The sequence below is a fragment of the Sphingobacterium composti genome, from assembly GCF_009829075.1.
GTDB classification, from domain to species: Bacteria; Bacteroidota; Bacteroidia; order Sphingobacteriales; family Sphingobacteriaceae; genus Sphingobacterium; species Sphingobacterium composti.
The window spans coordinates 136,841-161,403 of the sequence record NZ_WUQZ01000003.1 but is presented as its reverse complement, the minus strand read 5'-3'; the positions used below and the strand labels follow the sequence as shown (position 1 = coordinate 161,403).

At 32.6% G+C, this 24,563-nt stretch carries 17 protein-coding genes and 1 pseudogene; 12 read left to right on the top strand and 6 right to left on the bottom strand.

Annotated elements, in window-relative coordinates; genetic code table 11:
- Window positions 1–199: 199 nt before the first annotated feature.
- The 5 genes from GOQ17_RS03365 to GOQ17_RS03345 all read left to right on the top strand — a co-directional run bounded on the left by GOQ17_RS03365 (window position 200) and on the right by GOQ17_RS03345 (window position 3,703).
- The gene (locus tag GOQ17_RS03365) at window positions 200–1,150 is read left to right on the top strand and encodes an AvrD family protein (RefSeq protein WP_159634761.1); all 951 of its coding nucleotides are present in this window, start codon (window positions 200–202) and stop codon (window positions 1,148–1,150) included.
- Window positions 1,143–1,847 carry an ATP/GTP-binding protein gene (locus GOQ17_RS03360; RefSeq protein ID WP_159634758.1) on the top strand — a complete coding sequence of 235 codons (705 nt, stop codon included), beginning with the start codon at window positions 1,143–1,145 and terminating at the stop codon, window positions 1,845–1,847. Before GOQ17_RS03365 ends, GOQ17_RS03360 begins: the two co-directional genes overlap by 8 nt.
- A gap of 45 nt (window positions 1,848–1,892) precedes the next feature.
- A complete protein-coding gene (locus GOQ17_RS03355; RefSeq protein ID WP_159634755.1) occupies window positions 1,893–2,477 on the top strand; it encodes a cyclic nucleotide-binding domain-containing protein in 585 nt (194 codons plus the stop codon).
- Between the two features lie 131 nt (window positions 2,478–2,608).
- Complete coding sequence (locus GOQ17_RS03350) at window positions 2,609–3,082, top strand: MauE/DoxX family redox-associated membrane protein (RefSeq protein WP_201288493.1); 474 nt, start codon at window positions 2,609–2,611, stop codon at window positions 3,080–3,082.
- A gap of 285 nt (window positions 3,083–3,367) precedes the next feature.
- Complete coding sequence (locus tag GOQ17_RS03345; protein ID WP_236537035.1) at window positions 3,368–3,703, top strand: hypothetical protein; 336 nt, start codon at window positions 3,368–3,370, stop codon at window positions 3,701–3,703.
- A 302-nt stretch (window positions 3,704–4,005) separates the two neighbouring features.
- Here GOQ17_RS03345 and GOQ17_RS03340 read toward each other — a convergent pair whose 3' ends face one another.
- From GOQ17_RS03340 to GOQ17_RS03330, 3 genes are all read right to left on the bottom strand, one after another.
- Window positions 4,006–5,361 (bottom strand): RagB/SusD family nutrient uptake outer membrane protein, encoded by a 1,356-nt coding sequence (locus GOQ17_RS03340; protein ID WP_159634749.1) that lies wholly within the window; start codon window positions 5,359–5,361, stop codon window positions 4,006–4,008.
- 11 nt (window positions 5,362–5,372) lie between these two features.
- Window positions 5,373–8,603 (bottom strand): SusC/RagA family TonB-linked outer membrane protein, encoded by a 3,231-nt coding sequence (locus GOQ17_RS03335; RefSeq protein WP_159634746.1) that lies wholly within the window; start codon window positions 8,601–8,603, stop codon window positions 5,373–5,375.
- 75 nt (window positions 8,604–8,678) lie between these two features.
- Window positions 8,679–9,719, bottom strand: a complete 1,041-nt coding sequence (locus tag GOQ17_RS03330; RefSeq protein WP_159634743.1) for a hypothetical protein — start codon at window positions 9,717–9,719, stop codon at window positions 8,679–8,681.
- 606 nt (window positions 9,720–10,325) lie between these two features.
- Between GOQ17_RS03330 and GOQ17_RS03325 the strand changes: the two genes are divergently transcribed.
- Window positions 10,326–10,706, top strand: a complete 381-nt coding sequence (locus GOQ17_RS03325) for a helix-turn-helix domain-containing protein (protein WP_159634740.1) — start codon at window positions 10,326–10,328, stop codon at window positions 10,704–10,706.
- A gap of 281 nt (window positions 10,707–10,987) precedes the next feature.
- Here the strand turns inward: GOQ17_RS03325 and GOQ17_RS03320 are convergent.
- Together GOQ17_RS03320 and GOQ17_RS03315 are read right to left on the bottom strand one after the other, a co-directional pair.
- A pseudogene (locus GOQ17_RS03320) lies at window positions 10,988–11,490 on the bottom strand (IS982 family transposase); the annotation flags it as partial.
- Between the two features lie 68 nt (window positions 11,491–11,558).
- Complete coding sequence (locus tag GOQ17_RS03315) at window positions 11,559–13,028, bottom strand: ISL3 family transposase (protein ID WP_159635062.1); 1,470 nt, start codon at window positions 13,026–13,028, stop codon at window positions 11,559–11,561.
- 240 nt (window positions 13,029–13,268) lie between these two features.
- On the opposite strand from GOQ17_RS03315, the gene GOQ17_RS03310 reads away from it, so the two are divergent.
- The 5 genes from GOQ17_RS03310 to GOQ17_RS03290 all read left to right on the top strand — a co-directional run bounded on the left by GOQ17_RS03310 (window position 13,269) and on the right by GOQ17_RS03290 (window position 20,818).
- Window positions 13,269–13,946 carry a response regulator transcription factor gene (locus GOQ17_RS03310; protein WP_149913427.1) on the top strand — a complete coding sequence of 226 codons (678 nt, stop codon included), beginning with the start codon at window positions 13,269–13,271 and terminating at the stop codon, window positions 13,944–13,946.
- A 102-nt stretch (window positions 13,947–14,048) separates the two neighbouring features.
- Entirely contained in the window at window positions 14,049–15,287 is a 1,239-nt protein-coding gene (locus GOQ17_RS03305; RefSeq protein WP_159634737.1) for a sensor histidine kinase, read from the top strand.
- 81 nt (window positions 15,288–15,368) lie between these two features.
- Window positions 15,369–16,622 (top strand): TolC family protein, encoded by a 1,254-nt coding sequence (locus tag GOQ17_RS03300; protein WP_159634734.1) that lies wholly within the window; start codon window positions 15,369–15,371, stop codon window positions 16,620–16,622.
- 4 nt (window positions 16,623–16,626) lie between these two features.
- Entirely contained in the window at window positions 16,627–17,724 is a 1,098-nt protein-coding gene (locus GOQ17_RS03295; protein ID WP_149913430.1) for an efflux RND transporter periplasmic adaptor subunit, read from the top strand.
- 4 nt (window positions 17,725–17,728) lie between these two features.
- A complete protein-coding gene (locus tag GOQ17_RS03290) occupies window positions 17,729–20,818 on the top strand; it encodes an efflux RND transporter permease subunit (protein ID WP_159634731.1) in 3,090 nt (1,029 codons plus the stop codon).
- 823 nt (window positions 20,819–21,641) lie between these two features.
- Here the strand turns inward: GOQ17_RS03290 and GOQ17_RS03285 are convergent.
- Window positions 21,642–22,790 (bottom strand): Sb-PDE family phosphodiesterase, encoded by a 1,149-nt coding sequence (locus tag GOQ17_RS03285; RefSeq protein WP_159634728.1) that lies wholly within the window; start codon window positions 22,788–22,790, stop codon window positions 21,642–21,644.
- An 806-nt stretch (window positions 22,791–23,596) separates the two neighbouring features.
- On the opposite strand from GOQ17_RS03285, the gene GOQ17_RS03280 reads away from it, so the two are divergent.
- Window positions 23,597–24,553 (top strand): DUF8464 domain-containing protein, encoded by a 957-nt coding sequence (locus GOQ17_RS03280; protein ID WP_159634725.1) that lies wholly within the window; start codon window positions 23,597–23,599, stop codon window positions 24,551–24,553.
- Window positions 24,554–24,563 lie beyond the last annotated feature (10 nt).

Genomic DNA, 24,563 nt, shown 5'->3' with positions numbered 1-24,563 from the left:
AAATAATAGGCAAATACTTATAATTACATTACATGACATTTAATGACTATATAACATAATTACATACTTTATAAATATAAATAAATAAGCTATAAAACTTTTACACAAAATGCTTAAAAACAACAGAATACATATAATATAAAGGGATTTTAGTTTTTAACTTTCTAAGATAACTTCGCTATAACAAATCAAAAAAATTATGTTATCCATAATCAAAATACCAATAGAGCAAATCTTGGGTGCCCCAGAAAATAGATATTTCGGAAGTGGATTCCGCTCTTTTAATATAGATCTAAAAAACTTAGAGTTATATACAAGGGAAATAAAAGGACAAATAAAGGTCAATTATAATGGTCCAGAAAGACCAAGAGGCGACGAGCCACATATTGGAAGCATTGAACTTATAGCATTCACCTCACGTATTTCTACTTACATAATAAATAGAATATGCCGCGTAAATATAGCGGATACTGATCGTGCTTTCATTACAAAGTATACCTTACATATTTTCCGTACTATGGATGAGGGTACCCACAACTTTTCGTGCAAACTCTTAAGTACAACCCCATACAACAACAGTTTGCAAGGATACATCTCACTTTTGGAGATACGCTTTGAAAACCATGCTCTTATTAAAGTAGAAATTGATCATCGCGGATATTTAATGTATAAAACCCTTCCTTTAGATCAATTCATTCCTTTTGATTTAGAACAATTACATACCATAGGTTACAAATCCACAGAATTAAATTTCTCACCCCTTGAAATAGATATTGATGCTAAAACTATCCAAACAGAATTCACCTATACGAATCATTTTGAAGAAAATATTTTTCACGGTATAGGTAGCGCTAGAAATAGTCTACTTGCGACAGATGCCACTAGAGTATTTGGACAACTTATGCAAGCGTTACTTTATCAATTGAAAAATAGTGATAGAATAAGATGTCCGAATATATGGTTGCGTAAAATGCAACTAGTCCAAACAAGACCCACATTAAAAACTAACATTAAAGCTCATTTACTATTTGAGAATAATCGCGAAGTATTCTTGAATGGTAAAAATTGGCACCTTATAAGCTTAAAGGGCATTGTAGGTAGTTACACAGGATATTTTGAAGTTGCACATAAAGAAAACAAATATGAATAGAATTGTTATAAGTGGAACTTATTGTACTGGTAAAACTACACTAAGCCTTGCTCTAGAAAAAGCTAGCGGGATTTCATCTACCCATGCACTTACTATGCGTGAAATCCTACCAAATTTATTTCCAGGAAAAACTTTAAAAGATTGTAGCTATACTGAGCTAATATGCTTAGGAATGAAACGATTCGAAGATAGAATTCGAAAAGAATCTGAATTAGGAAATAGCTTTATTTCTGACGGCTGTCCATTACAGGAATGGCTTTATGGTAGTACACGCTTAGTCACAGGAGCATATCCTGATGAGTATCCTTATAAAATGTTTTTTAAGAAACTTTTTCATTACAGATCGTATAAAGATTTTAAAAAGTTACTAAACGGCTTCGAAACTATGGCTAAAGTCTATACTCAAAAAAATTACGATATGTTTTTTCATTTACCTGTGGAGTTTCCTTTTGTAGCTGATGGACATAGACCTACCTCCGAAATATTTAGGACTACATCTGAAAAGCGATTACTCAAAGCGTATAAAGCCATTAGGATAGAACCTGTTTTTATTACCGGAAACATAGAAGAGCGGTTAAATAAAATTTTAAATATACTTGAAATTGAACCGAAATATGAGATTTCGGAATGTATAAGATTTGCTGAAGATTATCGAACGCATATTTTTGATAACATTCATCTTGAACTCCAAAGATAATAAACAAAGCATCTAACATCTAAACAATCAATAAGCAGAAAATATATGAATCGGGTAATAGCATTCATCTCTAGGTATACCAAATTAAGTGAACAAGCAATTGATTATTTATATATTCACGGCCGAATAAAAAAATACCGTAAAGGAAGTATTTTTATTTTACAACAGGACACAAACAATCTAAGTTGCTTATTATTAGACGGCCTAGCTGGATGCAGCATCATGAATCATAAATATGATCTTGCATTAACTAAAGTAATTACTCCATTTAATTATTTTGTAGGCAGTAAACATATTTATAGTAATAAAGGATCTCGTGAGAATATAGAATTCCTTAAAGACAGTGAAGGATTTATTATTAACAGAATAAATGTTCAGCATGCAATTAGGAGTTTCCCAGAATTTAGCTTAATATATCATATACTTAAAGAAAGAAATATTGCAATGTGCAGTCACTTTATTCATTTACATAAAATCAAATATGTAGACAGGCTATCATTTTTATATCATCATTTCCCGGAAGTAAAAAATCAGTTGACTATTCAGCAGCTATGCTCTTTACTCGGATATACTAATTCAAAGCAGTATTATTTTGCTTTAGAGAAATATTATCAAGGCCAAGGGTTTTAATTTGTTGATATAAAATATGGATTTTTTTTTAATTAGTCATGTACTCTAGCATAAAATTTCATTTCAAACACGTAGTAATTTAGTAATTACAAAAGGAAAACAGTCCTTCTCCAATTACTAAAATATTACCTATGAATACGTTAAAACACATTTATTATCCCATAATAGTTCTATTGCTGCTTTTATGGATACCCGTAGCTTTAGATAAAATAGTAAATTTTAATAGTTTCAGCACTGGTATTCTAAACCAACCTTTCAATAAAAATTTAGCTTTTATAGCCATATACTCACTTCCCGTATTAGAATTTGCTACAGTAGCTTTACTCGTATTCAAGAAATATCGTAAATGGGGATTTGCTCTTTCTAGCGTTTTGATGTTTGTTTTTACTTCATATGTAGCGTTGGCACTTCTTGGAACCTGGGAAAAATTGCCATGTGGTTGTGGCTCTGTTATATCTGGATTGAGTTGGATTCAACATTTCTGGTTTAACATTCTCTTCTTATCAATAAGTGTAATAGGATACATAGTAAATAGCAAGATCATAGGTTATAAATATTTGCTTTCAACAAAAATCAATCTTTCACTTAAAACATATCAAAAATAGATATTCAGCTGACCCTTGATTCTAGGTAAACAAGGCAATGGGCAGAGCCAGCCAAAGAGCTTTTCAGACTATCCAATTATTTAAACTCTTGACATCGAACAAAAACTAGATGTTTATAAGGTAGCATAAGAAATAAAGGACTAATTAAATTTCAGTCCTTAGATAATCAAATAATAAACGAAAAACAGTAATAAAGCTGTCTTAAATTTTAAAACTATGAAAAATTTAAAAAACAATTCACTAGCATTGCTAGCCTTGGTTATAGCAGCAACAAGCTTGACATTAATGTCTTTTAATCAAATTAATTTTTCAACTAAAAACATTCAATCATCAGTATTTTTTCAATACTCGCCTCCTGCTACAAATCCATATTCTGAGGCAAATGTGAAAAATACTGAAAATTGGTTAAAAGTAGATGAAGGCTGTCTCACACCCGGAGATGATGCAGCTTGTACAATTTCAGTACTAATGGCTAATACTACCGGTGGATTAGGATTGGAAATTGATCCCAGTAAAGTTTCAATAAATGTTCAAGAGGAATCTCCAAATGTACATAGCGTAACATCTCCATCTTCATCCACAGATGGATATACTAATCCAATAAATCGTTCTATACCTTAATATTTTATTTCCCAAAATAATTGAGGGAATACTAAGAGAAGAAGCCGTATCAAAATTTATTAACTTTTGATACGGCTTTTTATTTATATGATATTCCTGAGTTTATCATGAATTTGATCTGTCTTCTTTTCCAATAAAAGCTGTTTCATGACAAATCTTACTTCATAATTTAATGATCCATATTTTATATTATTTTAGCTTTCTTATATATTGACTAATCAATAAAATTTTATCACAATTTTAGTAACATATTTTAGCCATATCCCCATTCTCTATCCGTTTAAATCTTTAATTCACTATAATTAATTAATAAAATTATGTAAATCAGATGGCAATGGAATAACAAACTTGGGATCATTAGGATCTAAAACATACTCAACACCATTAATTTTTCTTTTTAATGAAATATTATAACCTTCCTTATTCAATCGCTTAATATCCATTAACCTCAAGCCTCTAAAAAGCAACTGTTTACGGCGTTCCAATAATATTATGTCTAAAGCATTCTGTAAATTCGACACTTGTATTGGGACAAAAGTATTATTATTTGTAAAACGATTTTTTAATAAATGGTTTAAATCGATCATAGCACCACTCAAGTCATTAGCACGAGCTTTGCATTCCGCTCTGATTAAAAAGAGTTCATCTGTGGCAAGGCCAGTAAACATTCTACTTTCAGCATAACTTCCTTTGAATGCATAATATCCATCTGCGGGTAAAAAAAAGCAATTTAATCGCAAGTCGCCTGGTAAATATTGATTATATAATAATGTATCAACCCTACCGCCTCTTGCATTAAGATAGAGTGCTCCTTGATGTTGATTCATTTCCGTGTAGAAGATTGTTTCTTTATTATATTTGTTAAAGGATGGATTTCTACCTTGAAATACTCCATCCGATTGAAGATTATAATCCATTAGGTCATCTTTCAATTTCAACGCTTCATTTGCATGATATAATGCTTCAGAATACTTTCTCATTGATAAATAAGTTCTTGCTAATAACGCATGAGCAGATGCTTTTGATGGTAATGTAGGTAGACTTGGCAATTCAGGTAATAGCTGTAATGAGAGCTCGACATCAATTATTATTTTATCATAAGACATTTGTACTGAAGATATGCTACTTGGTATATTAAAGTCTGTATCTTCTTTCAATACAATACCTTTATCAATAGCTGCAGTAGATTCATCATAGGTTGCTCCAAATGTCCAAAGTAATTGCTGGAAATAGTATGCTCTAAAAAACATAGCAGCCCCCATAATTTGATCAAACTTAACTTTATCTTCAGTTTCTCTATTTAATTTTTGAAGCATTTCTAGACAATAATTAGCATTATATATAGGTTGATATGACGCCGACCAATCATTAGGATGATTGTACTGACTAAGTTCCCATATATATACTTTTTGTCTTGCTAAGTCTTGTAATTCATAACGAGAAGGCAACTGAAAATAATCATCTGCCCAATTCTCGGTCATTGAAGGAGTTACTTGTTGATTCATTCTCACAGCATCATTTAATAATGCCTGCAAGTGATCAAGATTATTTGCTACAACTGTTGTATTATCTCCTTTAAAGTCTAAATATTCTTTGCATCCTTTGCACAAAAATATAACGACTAAAAATATACTGATTATCAATGCATTTATTTTCATAATATTTAACTTTAAAAATTTGCTGATACACCAAATGAGAAAGTTCGTGATGGTGCTATAGAGTAGGGATACTCAGGGTCAATTTTAAATTTATTTGACCTCCATACTATTCCAAGGTTCGATACATTTATAAAAAATCTAGTGTTTTTGGGCAAGAAATTATTGTCATTTTTAAGATTATAAGATAAATTAATAAATTGTAATCTTATATGATCAGCCTTTTCTATCAATACATCACTTAATGCATAAAAATCATCCCTACCAACGGAAGTAATAGGAAATTGGAAAGATGGAATATTTGTTTTTAATTCATCTCCCGCATTTTGCCATCTTTGTGAAAAATCTAAATGACCAATACCTCGACTTATGAGAGATTCATAATGAATTGATTGACGTCTAAAATAATATCCAGTCCGATAGGTGAAATTCCAAGAGAGCCCAATATTCTTAAAGCTGACCCCGTTCATCCAAGATCCGAAAGTAACTGGTATTGCTGATCCAATATAAGAGGCATTATCATTATTAAGCCCATTTTCTCTTACATCTTCTCGAATACCATTATAATCAATACTTGGTATTCCATTTAAATATCCCTGGGGATTTCCGTTTGCATCAAGTCCAGCCCATTTGTATGCAGCAATAGCATAGGGAGGCATACCCTCTATAGGCGTAATAATAGTTCCATCACTACCTATTACTCGATCAATATCGGATCTGTATTGCGTTGAAGTAAGATAATATTTTGTTGTTGTAGCAGTATTATAGTTAAGAATAAAAGTACTTTCCCATTTCAATTCTTTGTTTAATGGTGTAACTCCCAATTGTAAATCAATTCCTTTCCCTGATAAATTTGCTGCGTTCATTACAATAGTTGGTTGCACAGCCCATGTTGTATAATCATATGCTGAAGGACCGTATAAGTCCTTAGACAATTTTGTATAGTACTCTATTGTCCCCCTTATCTTCCCATTCCATAATTTAAAGTCTACAGCAAGATTAAATTGTTGAACCTGCTCCCATCTCAGCGAAGGATTATTTAATGTCCCAATGCGTGCAATTGGCAAGGATCCTAAAGCAGCATCTCCAGTAAAAAAGCTAGCAATTGGCAAGGCTGAACGTCTCAAATCAACATTACCCGAATAACCTAATGATCCACGTAATTTGAGCTCATCTATAAATTGCACATTAAAGAATGACTCTTTAGAAATTTCGTAACCTAAAGCAACTGACCATAGGGGTTTCCATTTATCATTTGTATTAATACCATATATATTGGACCCATCTTTTCGAAAACTACCACTGATAGAATAGATATCTCGAAAACTGTAAAATGCGTTACCATACAAACTTACAAACCTATTGGTAATATTAGGATCCGGCCAAACACCTCCAGGTATGGTAGTACGGCCGGAAGGACGTTGTATAAAACTTTCCACGAAACTAACTGTAGCATATGAGAGTGGATCATAATTGTACCCATAAATCCAAGAAGCATCTCCCCAGCTTTTAACTTCTCTTACTTCAAATCCTCCCATACCTTTTAATTTATGTTCCATGTACTCTTTATTGTATTCAGTTTGTAACCTAAACTGCTGCGATGACAAGCCGGAATTCTGCAGAACTAACCGATCACTATTTGGTATATTGTAAGTGATAAAACCATTAGACTCATTAATGTATGCATAGCGGTTTATTAAATTCCGCATCATATAACTATTTCTGTCATGTACTGATCTTACATTAGACATCTGTCTTTGATACTGATAAGAAGCAATTACTTTTAAGCTATTAAATGGATGGATTTCAGTATTAAACACACCAATCATATCCTGCCTATTACTATTTGTTTGAAGAAAATCTCTTTCACGAACAGGATAATAATGCCAATCATTAAGCCGTCCTTTGCCAACTGTATCGAGATATAATGAATTATATTGCGAAAAAGGTATTTCATTGTTATCTTCATCAAACAATAATGTATAAGGAACTTGTCGAGCTCCAAACTGACGGAGTTCGGATATCGATGGTATTGAACTGTTCGTACTTTTAACATTATTTAATTGTGCATCTATACCAACAGTTATCCATTTATTCATCCGAAAAGTGTTTGATAATCCTAGATTAATTCGATCTAGTTCATTATTTGTATTATCTGAAGATTTATTATAGTTTGCTGCAAGATTCCAATTGTAATTATTTGAACCACCCCGTAAGCCTATATGATATTGTTGTGTATTTCCCTTTTTATAAAAGGCTTTAGAATAATCATTCAAAAAGTTACCTTCTTCGTATTGTTTTATCATTTTTTCTGCATCTTCTGATGTTATATGTCCCTTATCTAATTGATTAAGAATGTCTACGATTGGCGTAAGAGCAGTTTTTGAAGTAGCATTAATAACTGAATTGAAATTACCCCGTTCATACAACATACGTTCAATGTCAATATATTCCTTATTATCCATTCCAGTCAATGGATCCAAATTAGGAATATCAGTCAGAATATTACTTGCACGAAAGTTCACCTGAAGACCTTGATTATATTTCCCCCGTTTAGTAGTTATAACTATAACGCCATTTCCTCCTCGTGCTCCATAAATGGAAGTAGCTGCTGCATCTTTAAGAATAGTCACAGATTCAACGTCATCAGGAGAAATATTATCAATATCCCCTTCATACACAAAATTATTTAATACTATCAAAGGATCTAATGGCCCATTAATTGTACTATGCCCACGTATCACAATACCTGTATTATTCTGTGGATTAATGTTACGTTTACCAATATTAAATGTCAATCCATTGGTGACTCCATCTAAACGCTGTAATACATTGATTCCATTTTGAAGATTTAATGTACTATTGTCAATAATGGTAACAGAACCATTAATTTCATTAGGTTTTACAGATTGATATCCAGTATTAATTACAACCTCTTCAATTTCCTGTTCATTAACATTCAATTCTATTAGAATATTTGTCTCTATATCATTTATGGGATAACGCAGATTTTTATAACCAATACGACTAAATATGAGTGTATCTGGAATTGATGATTTTATATTAAACTTACCAAGTTCATTTGTAAATGATTTTTGTGAACCATTATTAGTCTTAATGGAAACATTAGATATTTTTGTTCCATTTAAATCTTGAACAACCCCACTAATTTCAACCTTCTTTTGACTTATTGCACTCAAAGGAATAAAAAATAAAATATAAATTATTATTGTATAATTTTTCATTACATATAGAATTTAAGCTTAGCGAATGTGATTTATTTTAATTGTAAATGGCTCCTGAGGTTATTGCCAGATTTGTTAATCTGTCCATGATGCATATTTTGGTATTGAATTAAGCTCCTCATTTAAAATCTTCTTATAATCCCCCTCACGAAGAGAAAGAGCTTTAGATATGCCAAACAATTTTCCATTTTTAATCCATATTGATGGCCCAAGAGCATTTTTACCAAAAAAGGCATGTGATAAAATCGCCATAGATTTACCAATTATTTGAACACTCTCCCATTTCCTTTTTCTTATAAAATTCACCACTTTATAATTATAATAACTCGAATACAAACCCATTAATGTAAAGTTAGAGTCCGATTCTTGATAGATACTTTCCCATTTTGTCATCGACTCTATACATGGTGGGCAGATGTCACTCCAAGCCTCTATAATTATCCAAGGCTTATCCATTGATTGTCGAAGACTGATAGTATCTCGGCCGTAAGAATCATGTACTACCCAAAGTGGGAGATCCATAATCTCATCTGGTATAGTATCACCACATTTGATCCTTTTTATAATTGACATATCACCGATATGTTGCTCAACTGGAAATTTATGAAAATCAGCATTTGGGTATTTTTTTCGTTCTTTTTCAATAAAACTTGAACTGCGTAAGGGAATAGTTTTTATTGCGCGATAAAGCGAATAATCATAGGTTGTAGTTTTACTAAACTTATTATCAGAGTCAATCAAAGTATCTTGTGCAAGTATTGGGAATTGAGCAAGTGTAATGATTAGTATGAAGATATTTAGGATAATCGATTTTGCAATCAAAGATTTAGAGTTTACATGTGAACGCAATTCATTTAACTTTTGGAAACTATACTTATTATTTTTATTTAAATTTTTAACTCCTTCTTTCTCTAATAGATTTCGATATTGATATTCAAATATCAGCGTCTCTAAATATCTTACATAACTATCGACTTGATCCTTACGTAATGCACTCTCGTCTTGCTTGCTATCCTGCTTTTGAGCTTTGTTGGGATTTATTTTCGGATTCAATTTCATAGGACATGAAATCTTGGGTATAGGCAGTTTTCTCCCCCCCTCGTTAAAATTCTTCATTTTTCAAGATGTTGTTTTAAGGTAAAAAGTGAATTCGTTAAACTGTAAAAACGTTTATACAGTTATATCTATTCACGGTTTTGCCAAATAGTTAATAAAAAATAATTGATTTGTTATCGGGAAGGCTCACTCTTAAGTATATACATTGGTTATAATTTCGGATTACAATTGGAGCACAAAACCGATTAAATTGATCTATTAAAGACCAAAATACAGTTTCCGAAGCTACTCCGGAGCTGAAATAAGATTTTTGTAAAGTTGTTTTTTCATAGCTCTCATAGTTTATAATTGAGAGTCAATGGTGGAATAGGTAACTATAGTTGGACTACTACACACCATGCCACAGGGTTCCGACGCCCTCCAAAATGGAATTACAGTAGTAGCCCATGTGCTATAGTATGTATCAAATTTACATAAAATATCAACATGGGCATTAAAACTACCGTCTCTTTTGGATTCAAATTGTCGGAATTTGTGACCGAGACTCTTTGTTTTAATACCTTTCCCTTATTTGGGGAATTAATCTTATAATTCAAATATAACAAATTTTTTATTCGTTACAAATTTGTAACGAATAAAATTCTAGAATATCCTAAACTTTAGGAGATGGCAAAAAAATTCTTGGATCCTGAAATTCAATTGATAAATATATATATTGGCATAGTATTACGTCATGCAAGACTTACTGAAAACTTATCTCGACATGATATCTCTCTAAAATGTGACATTGATAGTATGGCAATAGGAAGAATTGAAAGGGCTGAACATATGAGCAATTGGTCAAGTATTTACATACTTTGTAGATACTTAAATGTTGAATTTTCTAAATTGTTTGTATTAAAAAAAGAATATGAATACATTAATATTATTGAAAAATCTTATACCCTTGAAAAGAAATTAAATATTGAAAAAAAAAGATATTATAAAATGTTAACTGAAAAGGTTAAAGATTTATTTAGAGAAATTAAGGATAACACAAATTCTTAAATTAAATCTCAAATAATTAACAAAATAAATTCCCATGTTTTTGTAATCAATTTTTATAAAAACTTTATTTTTTAGTTCACAAATTAAATAATACAATTTTAATGAATCATGATATATTATTGAGTACAAAGCTTAACATTTCTACCTAACTTATTATATCTTATTTTGTAAGGATTGTCTTTTATAAACTCTAATTTTATGTTGGGCTATTAAACAAACTATTCCCAATATTATCCAGAGAAAATCCACAATAAATAAATCTATCTTAACGTGAGTTCGGTTTAAGCAGCAAGGAATAATTGATTTTCTTGCTGTTCAAATTGAATATTTAATGAAGGTTTTTTAGGGAAGAAAGCATAAGCGGCTAATGCTCCTAAAATATTCAATAAAAAGTTACTTACAGACCTATGTCTTGTATGTTGTAGCTTACAAATGTTTTTAAGTTCATCATTGACACACATTCAATAATTGCTCGCTTTCTGAGCATTATTTTATCCGTTTGACTAAGGTTTATTCCTTTCATATTTTTTCTTGGTTTGGTCACCATTTGTACTCCGTTTCCCCATAATATATCGGCCATTGCTTTTGAAATATATCCCTTGTCCCCATAGAGTTTACCAAAAATATCTTTAGTCATATCCATCATATGTTTTAGATTTCTGTCATCTACATTCCCCTTTGTGAGATAAAAAGACAATATTTCACCTTTATCATTGATGATCAGGTGCAGCTTGAAGCCATAAAACCAGCCAATGGAGCACTGACCTCGTTCTGCAGTTCCCTTAATGAATATTCCGGACCATACTACACCACCATTCCACAGCAAAGTGGTTCTTCGTCAATTTTGGTGAATCATGCTGATTTTGCAAGTATCATTTTCCTCAATAGCTGAAATCCTGCCCTTCCGTACATTTTTCTTTTTATATTTTTTATTCGATTCACTTGTCCTTCAACCTGGCCGTTACTTACTGTTGTTACTACTGCATTATTCACTGCTTCATAGTCCCTTAAAATATTTTTAGCAAAATTTTTAAGCCCGCACTCTGATGCTGATGCCTCCTGAATCCATTTTTGTAACATACCGTCTTTCTTGATAAGAAACAATTGTTTAAAAGCTTTTATCAATTGCTCCATTTGTTTTATTGGAGGAAGCTTTTCAAATAATAATTCTAAAAATTCTTTATCATCTTCCTTTAGGTGTTTTGACTCCCTATAGAGCATTAAGGATAATTGGGTTGGCGACCAAGTTTTTGCTACCACCACCTGCGCCTTGTATTTCATTCTACTAAGCCCAGGCATATTATAAACTTCATTCATCTTGTGGCAAAACTGGGTATACTTACCATTGAATCCCATCTGAACAATAGTGTTATGCAGTTCTCGATATGTTTTTCCGTGGTTCCCTTCGCTCAAAAGATAATTGATGAAGGATTCCAAATTGGTGGAGTTGCTGGATTGTCTTTTCTCAAGTTTTTCCATGGATACATACCTTGCGACTGTTTTTCGATCCAGGTTTGTAATTCTGGCAATTTGTCTCAGCGTAATACCATTGGCATATAACTCTTTAACCTTGTCGAATAGATATTGTTTATGTGCACCAATGTTTGCTGTAGAAATAGTTGGTGCTACAACTTCTAAATTTGCTTCAACAGGCCCGGTAACTTCCGTTAATGAAGGTTCTTTCCTTTTGGGATCATTATAAAGCTTAAATATTTCCTTCAATTCTTTTGCTTTTGATTGGAAGACTTTTTTAGCTGCTTCCCCTAAGTTCATAATTAGGTGAAAGCGGTCGGCTACCTGAATGGCATCAGGGGCACCTGTTTTTATACCTAAAGCATATGGACCATAGCGATCTCTGGATACTACTTTTATTTCTGGATGATTTTTCAGCCACTCTGCCAGCGTATCCGATTCACGATCCGGAAGTAAATCTATCACTTCTTTCCGTTCTAAATCCACAATAACGGTTCCGTAGGTACTTCCTTTTTTGAATGCCCAGTCATCTACGCCAATTACCCAAGATGTCAAAGCCTTAGGTTGTATATCTACTGCTTGAATCACTCTTAACATAGTGGAGGAGCTAACCGGCAGTCCAACATAGCGACTAATTGCTGAACCTCTATTTCCTCCCAATTCAAGTCCCATTTTAAAAAGAAGATCATTTGAACGAATCATTCTTCTGTAATATGGTCTGATTTCACAATCGAAGCGTTCAGTAAAAACCTTTCGATAACAGACTGAATTATCACAAAAACACTTCCTAGTCTTGAGTTTGACTTTTACTATATATCCGGAAACAGGAGTGTCTAAAAGAGTATAAATTTACACTTCTTTCAATAGCACGCTATTATTTAATAAAATGGAATTTAAATTCTCGAGTTTTATAATGACACATAAAAATCAAAGAATATGATCTGTGAATAACAATTTTATAATTCTAAAAGAATAGACTTCCCTGTTTTTAAAATTTATATAGTGTAATATTATACATTAAAATTTCATTAGAAAGCAATGGTTATTTTTTTAGAGGTTTATGATTTTCTATTTTTGTGAAAAACATTTATGCAAATTATTCTTATTGAAGATGATAAACGAATTAGTGATTTTATTCTAAAAGGATTAGAAGAGAATACACATTTTGTAACCTTATGTAAATCTGCAGAAGATTTCATAAATAATTACCTACAATCATCTTTTGATTTAATTATTTGCGACATTATGCTCCCTGGTATGGATGGTATGCAATTAGTTCAAACCATTCGTTATAAAAAAATATATACTCCAGTTTTGATGTTAACGGCTTTAAGCTCTGTACAAGATAAAGTCTCTGCCTTAGATTTTGGAGCTGATGATTACATGACGAAACCCTTTCATTTTGATGAATTGCTATCGCGAATAAATGCTTTGACTCGTAGACATCAGTATGCACAAAAAGATGAAAGATCCAATACATTTGCAATTGGAGATATGCTGGTCGATTTGAACCAATATACTGTGAAAATTGCAGGAGAAGAAGTTATTTTATCGCCGCGTGAATTCAAGCTTTTAAATTATTTAATCGAAAATAATAACAAGGCGGTTTCTCGAATTCAAATTTTAAATGCTGTTTGGGGTATAACTTTTGATAATCACACCAATGTTGTGGATGTTTATATATCTTATTTGAGAAATAAGATTGATAAAAATCAAAAATATATTTACACTATTAAAGGAGTTGGATATATGCTAAAGGCGGATTAAAATATGAAATTAAGAGATCGCTTATCCATTTATTCTGTCTTAATATTCAGCGTCATAATTTTGACAGTTTCGGCCATAATTTATTTTTCCTTTTACTCTACTATGGAAAAAAAGGAAATAAAAGCACTCGAAAGTAAATCACTCTTAGCGGCTATTTATTATCTAGAACAAGATGAACTTTCTTCTTCCGAGCATGAGAATATTAAAAGCCAATTGTTAAAAACCATTTCTCGCAAAAATATTGCCGTTTACAACAATAACAGTGACAAGGTAAATGGTGAAATGACAAATGATATAAGTATTTCCAAGGACTTTCTACAAGAAGTTAGAAAACATAATAATGGTATTTTTCACACGGAGGACTACTTTTACAAAGGAATTTTTTATACAGATAATCAAGGTGATTTTGTGGTTGTAGTTCGTGAATCTAAAGTAGTTTTTAACGATCAAATGAGTTCGTTGCTTCAAATTTTACTTATTGCTTCCATAGTTGGTTTAGCCGTCATCTACCTGTTGTCGCAATATTTAGGATTTATAGCTTATCAACCCATCACACATTTTATTTCTCAGATAAAAAACAGAAACGGAATCAATTTTAAAGAGCCGATTGTTCTAGAACATTCTTATACTGAAATAAAAGAATTATCGACGACTTATAACCGTTTCATTAATCAAATTTCAGAAACATTTTCGGTACAAAAGAATTTCATAGACTATGTTTCTCACGAATTACGTACGCCAATTACCGCTTTAATGGGCACTTTGGAAGTTACAAAACAAAAGGATAGAACCACTGAGGAATATCAAGAAGCATTGCAACAATTACAGCAATATACGATAGATCTACAAGAAACAATCGATCAAATGATGTTGCTTTCAGGGGCGAAAACCAATTTTGAATTATCGCCTATTCGCATTGATGAAGTGATTTGGGAATTGGTAGAAAACCAAATTGTCTATCATCAAGCAGATATTAAAGTAGATTTGGATGTGAAAAATGATCAATTATTGACGATCAACGGGAACAATCAATTACTAAATTTAGCCATCGGAAACCTTATTTCTAACGCCATTAAATATTCTAATAATCAGCAAATACAGATACAATTTTTAACTATTGAAGAGCGATTAATTCTTCAAATTATCGATACCGGAATTGGAATTGAAACTGACGAGTTACCTCAAATTCGGCAAAATTTCTACCGTGGAAAAAACACATCTTCTTATCAAGGTAAAGGAATTGGATTATCTATGGCTGATATTATTTTTAAAATTCATCATATAGAATTAGAGATATTAACCAATCAGCCCAAAGGAACCATTATGCGATTAACATTTTAAGTAATTCTAATCAAATTCTAATCTATCTTAAAAACCTCCTTAATGTTTGATTTCTAGTTTTGAACTTTCAAATTTCTAGAAATGAAACATCTTTTATTTCCTATTGCATTAATCTGTGCTGCGCCTACTATACAGGCTCAAACCGTCACATTAACCGATCTCGAAAGTCAGTTTATTCACAATAACTCAAAACTTCTTGCTTCAAAATTTAATATTGATAAGGCACAAGCCGAAATCATACAGGAGAAATTATGGCCAAATCCTACGCTTTCAATTTCTGAAGTTAACCTTTGGAAAACGTACAATATTGAAAAGCAACCCTATCTGTTTGGTAAGTATGGGCAAAATCAACAAATTTCTGTTGATTTGCAGCAGATGATAGAAACAGCTGGCAAACGTAAAAAACGTCTAGCATTAAAAAAATTAGACCAAAAATCAGCATCTTTTGAGTATGAAGAATTACTACGCGAATTGCGTAAAGAGTTAAGATTAACCTTTTATGATCTAGAACGCATTCAGCAAGAAGTTACGCAATTGAATGAGATTGTTTACTTGTACACGCAAATGAATGCCCAGTACAAACGTCAATCTGAGCTGAAGAATGTATCTTCGGCTGATTTTTACCGTATTCAAACGGAATTAATTGGATTGCAAAAACAGCAAGTTGAAATAGAAAATGAACAATTTGAAGCGTTAAGCAAACTTCGAATTTTGACGCATAATCACAGTTTAGATGTTACACAAATCACTTTTGAAACATCCGCAAACATAAAATCCCAAATATTACCGATCAATCTTGTTGAAATTGCCAAACAACAGAACATTGGATTGAAACGTCAATTAAATGAAAAAGCAAAAGCGCAACAACTGTTAGTTTTAGAAAAGGCAGAAAAGAAGCCGGATCTTACCGTACAAATGAATTACGATCGTGGTGGAAATATTATGAGTGATTTTATTGGTCTAGGGGTTAGTTTCGATTTACCTGTTTTTAACAGAAATAAAGGCAATATCAAAGCAGCTGAAATTGGTATTATACAAGAGCAATCCAATCAACTAACCGTGGAGAATAATCTTATTCAGTCCATTCATCAATTACGAAATCAATTGATTAGAATAGAAAAATCGCTTCAAAATTGGCCAGTTGATCACCTCAAAAATCAAAAACAAATGCTCGATAATTACAAAAAGCACTTCCAAAATAATCAAGTGACTTTATTGGAATTTATTGATTTTACTCAGGCTTATCGTGAAGCCAATCAAGCGTATTTCCAATTGCAACAGACTTATCAAAATACTTTCGAAGAATTACAATATATCGTAGGAAAAGATTTTTAATCGTATGAACAAATCTATATACATTTTAGCTGCATTATTGTTTGTTTTAAACAGTTGTGCCAACAAAGAAGAAAAAAAAACAGTTGAAGTAAATAAAAACGAAACTTTCTGTTTAAATGATCAATTGAAAAAGTCAACAACTATTTCTACAATTTCTGAACAACCTATTCACGAGCAGCTAACGCTTACAGGTAAGGTTGAATATAATGAGAATGATTTAGTAGCTCATAAAAGTTTACTACAAGGGGTCGTTAATAGTGTCAATTTCGAATTAGGCGATTATGTCCGTCAAGGGCAAGTATTAGCCGTTGTAAAATCTGCCGAAGTTCAGGGGATAACACAAGAACGTCGTTATTACCAAAATCAGATTGATTTATTACGCAAACAAATACAATCAAAAAATGAATTATTAAAAGATGGTATGAGTTCACAACCTGAGGTTTTAGCATTAGAGCATGAACTACAAGCAGCTCAAATTGAATGGGATAAAATCAATTCAACTTTAAAAATGTATCGTGCAATAGGTGACGAGCAGTTCCAAATTTTGGCGCCTAAAAACGGATACATTGTTCAGAAAAATATCAGTTCTGGTCAATCTATATCTAATGATGCAGACGAAGCTTTGTTTTCAATTTCTAACTTAAAACAAGTGTGGGTAATGGTGAATATTTACGCGAGTAATTTAAAATACATTAAACAAGGCGATCACGTAAAAGTAAAAACGGTAGCGTTTCCTGACAGAATGTATGCGGGTAAAATTGATAAAATATATAACATATTCGATGATAACGAACACGTTATTAAAGCCCGAGTAGTATTAGAAAATCAAGATTTAAACCTAATGCCTGGTTTAAGTGCGGATATCATCATCGACAAAAAAAATGTGATTGGGACTGCTTTTGCAATTCCTAATTCAGCCAAAGTATTTGAGAATAATAAAGAATATGTTGTCGTTTATAAAGACGATTGCTCAATGGAAGTTCGAAAAATTACGGCTATCGCATCCAATGCTGAATATACGTATGTAGAAGAAAAATTTGCAAAGAACGAGAAGGTTATCAGTTCGAATGCTTTGCTTTTAGTGGAAGAATTAAACAAATAATCCGATGCAGAAGTTAGTACAAGCAGTCGTAACCTTCTCGTTGCGCAATACCACATTTGTTATTTTCGCTACTTTAGCATTGCTTTTTGGTGGAATTTTCTCCTTAAAAAAGACACCTATTGAAGCATTTCCGGATGTAACCAATACCCGTGCACGTATTATTACACAATGGACTGGTCGTAGTGCAGAAGAAATGGAAAAGTTAGTGACTTTACCTGTTTCTAAAGTGATGAATAGTATTCCGCATAAATCCAATATTCGTTCGATTTCCTTATTTGGATTATCCGTCGTAACAGTACAATTTGAAGACGGAATTGATGATTTTTATGCGCAACAATATGTGTCTAACAAATTAAACGGTGTCGATTTACCACAAGGAGCCGACGCATCGATCGAACCGCCCTCGGGGGCTACTGGGGAAATTTTCCGTTATGTTATTAAAAGTGACTTGCCAATTAAAGAAGTCACCGCCATTCAAGATTGGGTGATCGAACGTGAATTGCTTTCTGTACCCGGAGTTGCCGATGTGGTGAGCTTTGGTGGTGAAGAAAAAATCTATGAGATAAAAATCAATCCAACCGAACTAAAGAATTACGATTTATCACCATTGGATGTATACGAAGCCGTTTCTAAATCCAATGTAAATGTAGGTGGAGATGTTATTCAACAAGGAGATCAAGCGTATGTAGTACGTGGCGTGGGTTTGCTGGATAAAATTGAAGACATCGGTAATATTACGGTAAAACTGAATGGTTCTACACCCATTTTAATTAAGAATGTTGCTGAAGTAATTGTTTCAAGTAAACCACGTTTAGGACAGGTCGGCTACAATGAACATGATGATTTGGTCGAAGGTATTGTGATTATGCTTCGTGGTCAAAATCCATCAGAAGTTATTGGCAACTTGAAACAAAAAATTGAAGAGCTTAACGAACGTACTTTACCAGATAATGTCAAAATAGAAACGGTAGTCGATCGTACCAAATTGGTCGACAATACAGTGAAAACGGTCGCAAAGAATATGGTTGAAGGTATATTATTGGTATCACTAATTGTATTTATTTTCTTGTACAATTGGAAGTCAACCTTCATCGTTGCATCGGTAATTCCATTGGCTTTTTTATTTGCCATTATTATGCTCAAAATTCAAGGTTTACCAGCGAATTTAATTTCAATGGGAGCTTTAGATTTTGGATTATTACTCGAAGGGACGCTCGTGATTGTAGAAACGGTTTTTGTCGCTTTAGCCACCATGCAGCTCAAAGTTGGGTCGGAGCGTTTTGCAAAAATGAGCAAAATGGGCGTGATTAAGAAAAGTGCAGGAAGTGTAGCTTCTTATATCTTCTTTGCATTAATAATTCTTATTGTAGCCTTATTACCCATTTTCTCTTTCCAAAAAGTAGAAGGAAAAATGTTTACACCATTAGCTTTTACATTGGGTTATGCTTTGTTAGGTTCGCTAATCTTGAGTTTAACATATGTTCCAGCAATGTGTAAATTGTTATTCACTAAAAATATCGAAGAAAAAGAGAATTTCATTTCAAAATTTTGTATCAATTCAATTTACAAATTATTCAATATCTCATTCAAAGCCAAAACTTTAACAACAGCTGTATTTGTTGGACTCTTGGCGATTTGTTCAGTGAAATTTATGAATTACGGTTCGGAGTTTTTACCACAATTGAATGAGGGATCAATTTACGTGCGTGCCACTTTACCCAATAGTATCAATCTGAAAGAATCAACTCGATTAACCAAAGATATGAAAACACTGCTATTGAAAGATACTGAGGAAATAGACTTTATCTTAACGCAAACAGGAAGGCCAAACGATGGTACCGATCCAACAGGGTTTTTTAATATCGAATTTAATATCCAGCTAAAAGACGAATCCGATTGGACACGTTCTATTTCGAAAGATGAAATCATCCAAGATATGCGTAATAAATTGGCTAATTATCCAGGAATTACCTTTGGATTCTCGCAACCGATTCAGGATAATGTAGAAGAATATGTGGCGGGGGTAAAAAGTTCTTTGGTAATTAAAATCTTCGGAGACGATTTATACGATTTAGAAAATTATGCTAATAAAGTATCTACATCCATTGGAAAAGTAAAAGGTATTACAGACATTAATGTGTACAAAAATATTGGTTTACCTGAATTAAAAATTCAATTACACGATACCAAAATGGCACGTTATGGTATCAGTACGGCCGATGTTCAAGCCGTAATTGAAATGACAATTGGAGGTCAAGCAGCTACTAAATTCTATGAGAATGATCGACAGTTTGATGTAATTCTACGTTTCGAGAAAGAATACCGTGACTCTCCTGAAAAGATTGGTAATATTCTAATTCCAACAAGTAACGGACAAAATGTACCGCTACAAGAAATAGCAACGATTGGCTACAAAACTGGTCCTGCTTTTATTTACCGTGAAGGAAACAGCCGTTACATTGGTGTTGGTTTTAGTATAGATGGGCGCGATTTAGGTTCAACGATTTCGGAAGCAAAAGAAGTGGTAGCAAAAGAAGTGGAACTTCCAAAAGATAACTATATGGAATGGGCAGGTGAGTTCGAAAGTAAAGAACGTGCTTCAAAACAATTAATGACAGTAATTCCAATTTCTTTAGTCCTAATACTGCTGTTATTGTACAGTAATTTCGGAAATATGAAAGATACGGCATTGGCAGCGATTACAATTCCATTTGCCTTTATTGGAGGATTTCTATCCTTATGGATCACCAATACTATCTTTGGAATTTCCGCTGGAATTGGATTAATCATTTTGTTTGGAGTTAATACCATCAATGGGATTATCTTAATAGCTGTAATGAAAGATAATCTAAAAGAATATCCATTGATAAAAGCTATTAAATTAGGCGTGAAAAGTCGTATCCGTTCCATCTTAATGATTGCTCTAATGGGGTCATTAGGGTTATTACCAGCAGCTTTATCTACTGGAATGGGTTCAGAAATCCAAAAACCGTTAGCCATTATGATTGTAGGTGGATTAATGATTTGTTTAGTTTTATCGTTTACGGTATTGCCAACGGTGTTTTATTATGCATATCGTAAAAATAAGCTATAATGACTTATAAGTTTAACCTAACCTACTTATTTTTTGATAATCAATTACGCTTCACAAGTCAAGTACCATAAAAATTTATATATATATAATCTATACAGTGTTTTCAGCAGTTCAAAAGGAATTGCTGAAAATTAACTGTTCTAAATTTTCATCTATAAAATATTTAAAAAATCAACTAGCATAAACTTTAAACTTACCTCTTTTTTAAAATATCACATTAATTCATTTAGTTACACTTTGAATAAAAGCAAAATATAATTTTTGAAAAACATTCCTATTCATACACTAAGAGTATTATCAGATATTACTCCCACTTTCAAAACACAACTAATAAACCCTAATTTCCCAAAAAGCTTACACAAGAGTACCTTGTTGTTGATTTACTTATTATAGTTGCAGAAGAAAAAGTAGTCGACCCCTATTTAGTCGAAAAAGATTACTGGATCATGCACAGCCTGTATGGTTTACAAATGTTGGGGCTACAGTTTGAACCTAAAGAAGGTACATCCTTATCGAGCTTAAAAAATTGTATTATTTGAGAGAATTTGACATTAAAATACGAAATTTAGCAAATGTATATTATTCATTACGCCCAGTTATGTCGATGATATAATCATACTGATGAGTTTGGACGATAATTCTAATGAAAAAAATCGCCATTTTTAAGATGCGTCTGCTACCTATAAATCGAACTCACGCTAAATAAAATTAGCACGAATAAACTTACAGGCATACGCCAGACGCAACTTGCTAGAACATTATTTGTCTCAATAATGCTAAGCTATAAAAGAATTGGTTTGTAAAATTTCCTATCAATAAATAATTATAAACTTAAATCGACTTTTAGATGCTGATCACTTCGGATATAAGTTGATACTACTTCATAGGTTAGCTTTGACTGATTGCCTGAAGCAGTAATTATTTGTGTCGATTGGGGATATAATATTACTTTTTGTGTTCCATTGCCTTGTTTTAGGTGCAATTCAAAATGAAGATCACTATTGTTTGATAATTCATAGTATTTTGTCTTCTTTCCTTGAGCATTGGTTTTTTCGTGGTATGCACTACTGAATTTTACACATGCATGGAATAAATTCCGTACATTTTCTTCTTTACCAAACAAGTAATTACTTGACCATGCTACCGTATTTCCTTTCTCTAAGGCTTCACGAATTGCTTCAGCAGATCTATCTTTACTCATCACAAGTGTCATCGTTCTATGAACACCCTCACGTTCAATGTCATAATCGTGCGCTATTAGATTGTGAATATCAGTATTACCTATCACGGTTAAGTTACGATCTAATGCCCAGTCCAATGCTTTTTTGTGAAATCCAAATCCATTTACCACTTCAATACCATGTAGCTTTTTCTCTTGGTACATTTTTTCAACAAATGGAATCCACTCATATGAGCCCGCAATTTGGGTAGCTTTCCACCCCGGATGATTCCAAAAAATAAATGCATTTTGATCAACTACAGCTTGTATCGCTTTTTCGTCTAAATCACTAGCGCGATCAGCAACAAGGTTCTTGTCATCTTGAATAAATAATGCATTGAAATGCCCGGGAGGAGTATTACGTGTTACCTCGGTACCTTTTATCAGAATTATGTTGTTCTCCGCGGCTAAGGTTTTAGCTAACTCATGTGGTCTTAAATTACCAACTTTAACATCATCGGAATGTGGTGTATATTCCACATGTTCTGTGAAAGAGATAGCATCTAAACCTTCTTTCCAAGCTTCGCCAATACGGACGTTTGGCCATACATGACCATCTGTAAACACGGTGTGCATATGAAAGTCACATTTCAAAACAGTCAAACCATTTACATTTGGAATATTTATAATCTCACGCTTTTTAGGATATCGAAATTCATCCAATCTCATTATCCCATTATCAGATGGCATTTGCGCTTTAGCATCGAAATTCAGCAGGCCTATCAGGGCTAAAAGAATTGATAGTTTTTTCATGTTTTAATAAATCTTTATAGCCACAAAACTAGGATTGCAATATAAATATTATATGAGGTCAAGGTAAATAAACTATAAACTCTGAAAAATTGTGTAAATAGATAGTATGCTACGGGGTAAGGGCGAACTTTCACTTTTCGCTAAATAAATACCCGACACATAAAAAACCTTTAACCACTGACTAATAAGTTTTTATAAAAAAAACTTCCCTAGGGTGAATTCTTTTTTTCACCCCCTTTCACTTTTTGATAAAGCATATAATTTTTTGATTTGATAAAAATTAGAAGAAATATGTTTTAGAATTTTCAATTATTAAACAAACACTTAAATGATTAACTCCTAAAGCGCTATAGCTATATACTTAAATCAGAAAGCATAGCCTACCGAAAATTAATAAAAACCTATTTCTAATAATGCATAAGAACAAAATAGCCAAGCTAAAGCAGAATAGCCAAAGCTTCCATCCATTAAGTAATCGTTGCGAGAATGATTCAATGATGTTCTTTGACAGCCAGGAACGAAACATTATCCTTAATTAAAAAGGAAATTTTGTGAAAGTGAGAATAGAGTCTATTCAATATACTGAAAGCACATTGGCAGGTGAATACCCGGTCTGTACGGACTGACGTGAGTAGTTCCGAATAAAAATAAAAATGAAATAAACCGATGATCCTCTAGATTTCCAGTGGATTCTTTTAAATCTATTGCAAACAGCCCTTTTGGTGAGCATATATACTTAACTGATAGCATATCAAGGGCCACTAACCTTTAGAAAAATAAAATCTTTTATTTATAAATCATTAAACATGTCAACATATGTTAATATTGAAGAATTTCAAAATATACGGATTTCAGATTTTCTTGCCTCCCTAGGACATCTACCTGTAAAGAAATCTGGTAAAGAACTTTTCTATCATAGCATGCTTCGGCAAACCTCTCAATCCACGCCTTCTTTTAGCGTTTGGGATGATGGAGGTAAATGGATTGATAGAGGTGGCGCCAACCATACAGGAATTTACGGTGGTGGGATTATTCAACTCGCACTTGCTTACTGGCCTGAGCTTTCCTTTAAAGAAGTGCTACTTAAAATGCGAAATACTCTTAATACACAGTCCATCAATTCTATAAATAATTCCATAGCACAGAATTTAAATATTCAAAAGTCTCAAGACTATGCCTTTAAACTGGTTAAGACCAAACCTATAGGGACAAACTTTTTACTTACTAAATACCTAGAATCTAGGGGGATTTATGATGTTGCTCAAGGGCATCTTCAAGAAGTATATTATAAAAACCACTTGAATAAAGACTCTTTGACAAGCTATTATGCTATAGGTTGGCAAAATGAGCATAAGAATTTTGAATTCACTACCATTAAAGGTTTTAAAAGTAGTATTGGGGCAAAAGGAATTTCTATAATTCCAGGATCTGATGAAAATCATGCTGCCGTATTTGAGGGTTACATGGATTACTTGAGCTGGCTAAAGCACACAGGTGAGACTCAGAATTCTCCTACTATTTATGTACTTAACTCTATAGCACAATTAAATAAAACAATAGACAGAATTCAGAACATCAAACAAATAGATCTATTTCTAGATAACGATAAAGCAGGAAAGCAAGCTACTAGGAACATTATAAATGCTATACCGCATGCCCAAGACCGTTCAAATCAATATCAAGGATACAAAGATTATAACGAGATGCTAGTAGAAAAAATCGGTAGTAAATATCATTCCTTCAATAATTTTTTAAAGCGCTAAAACACTTTTA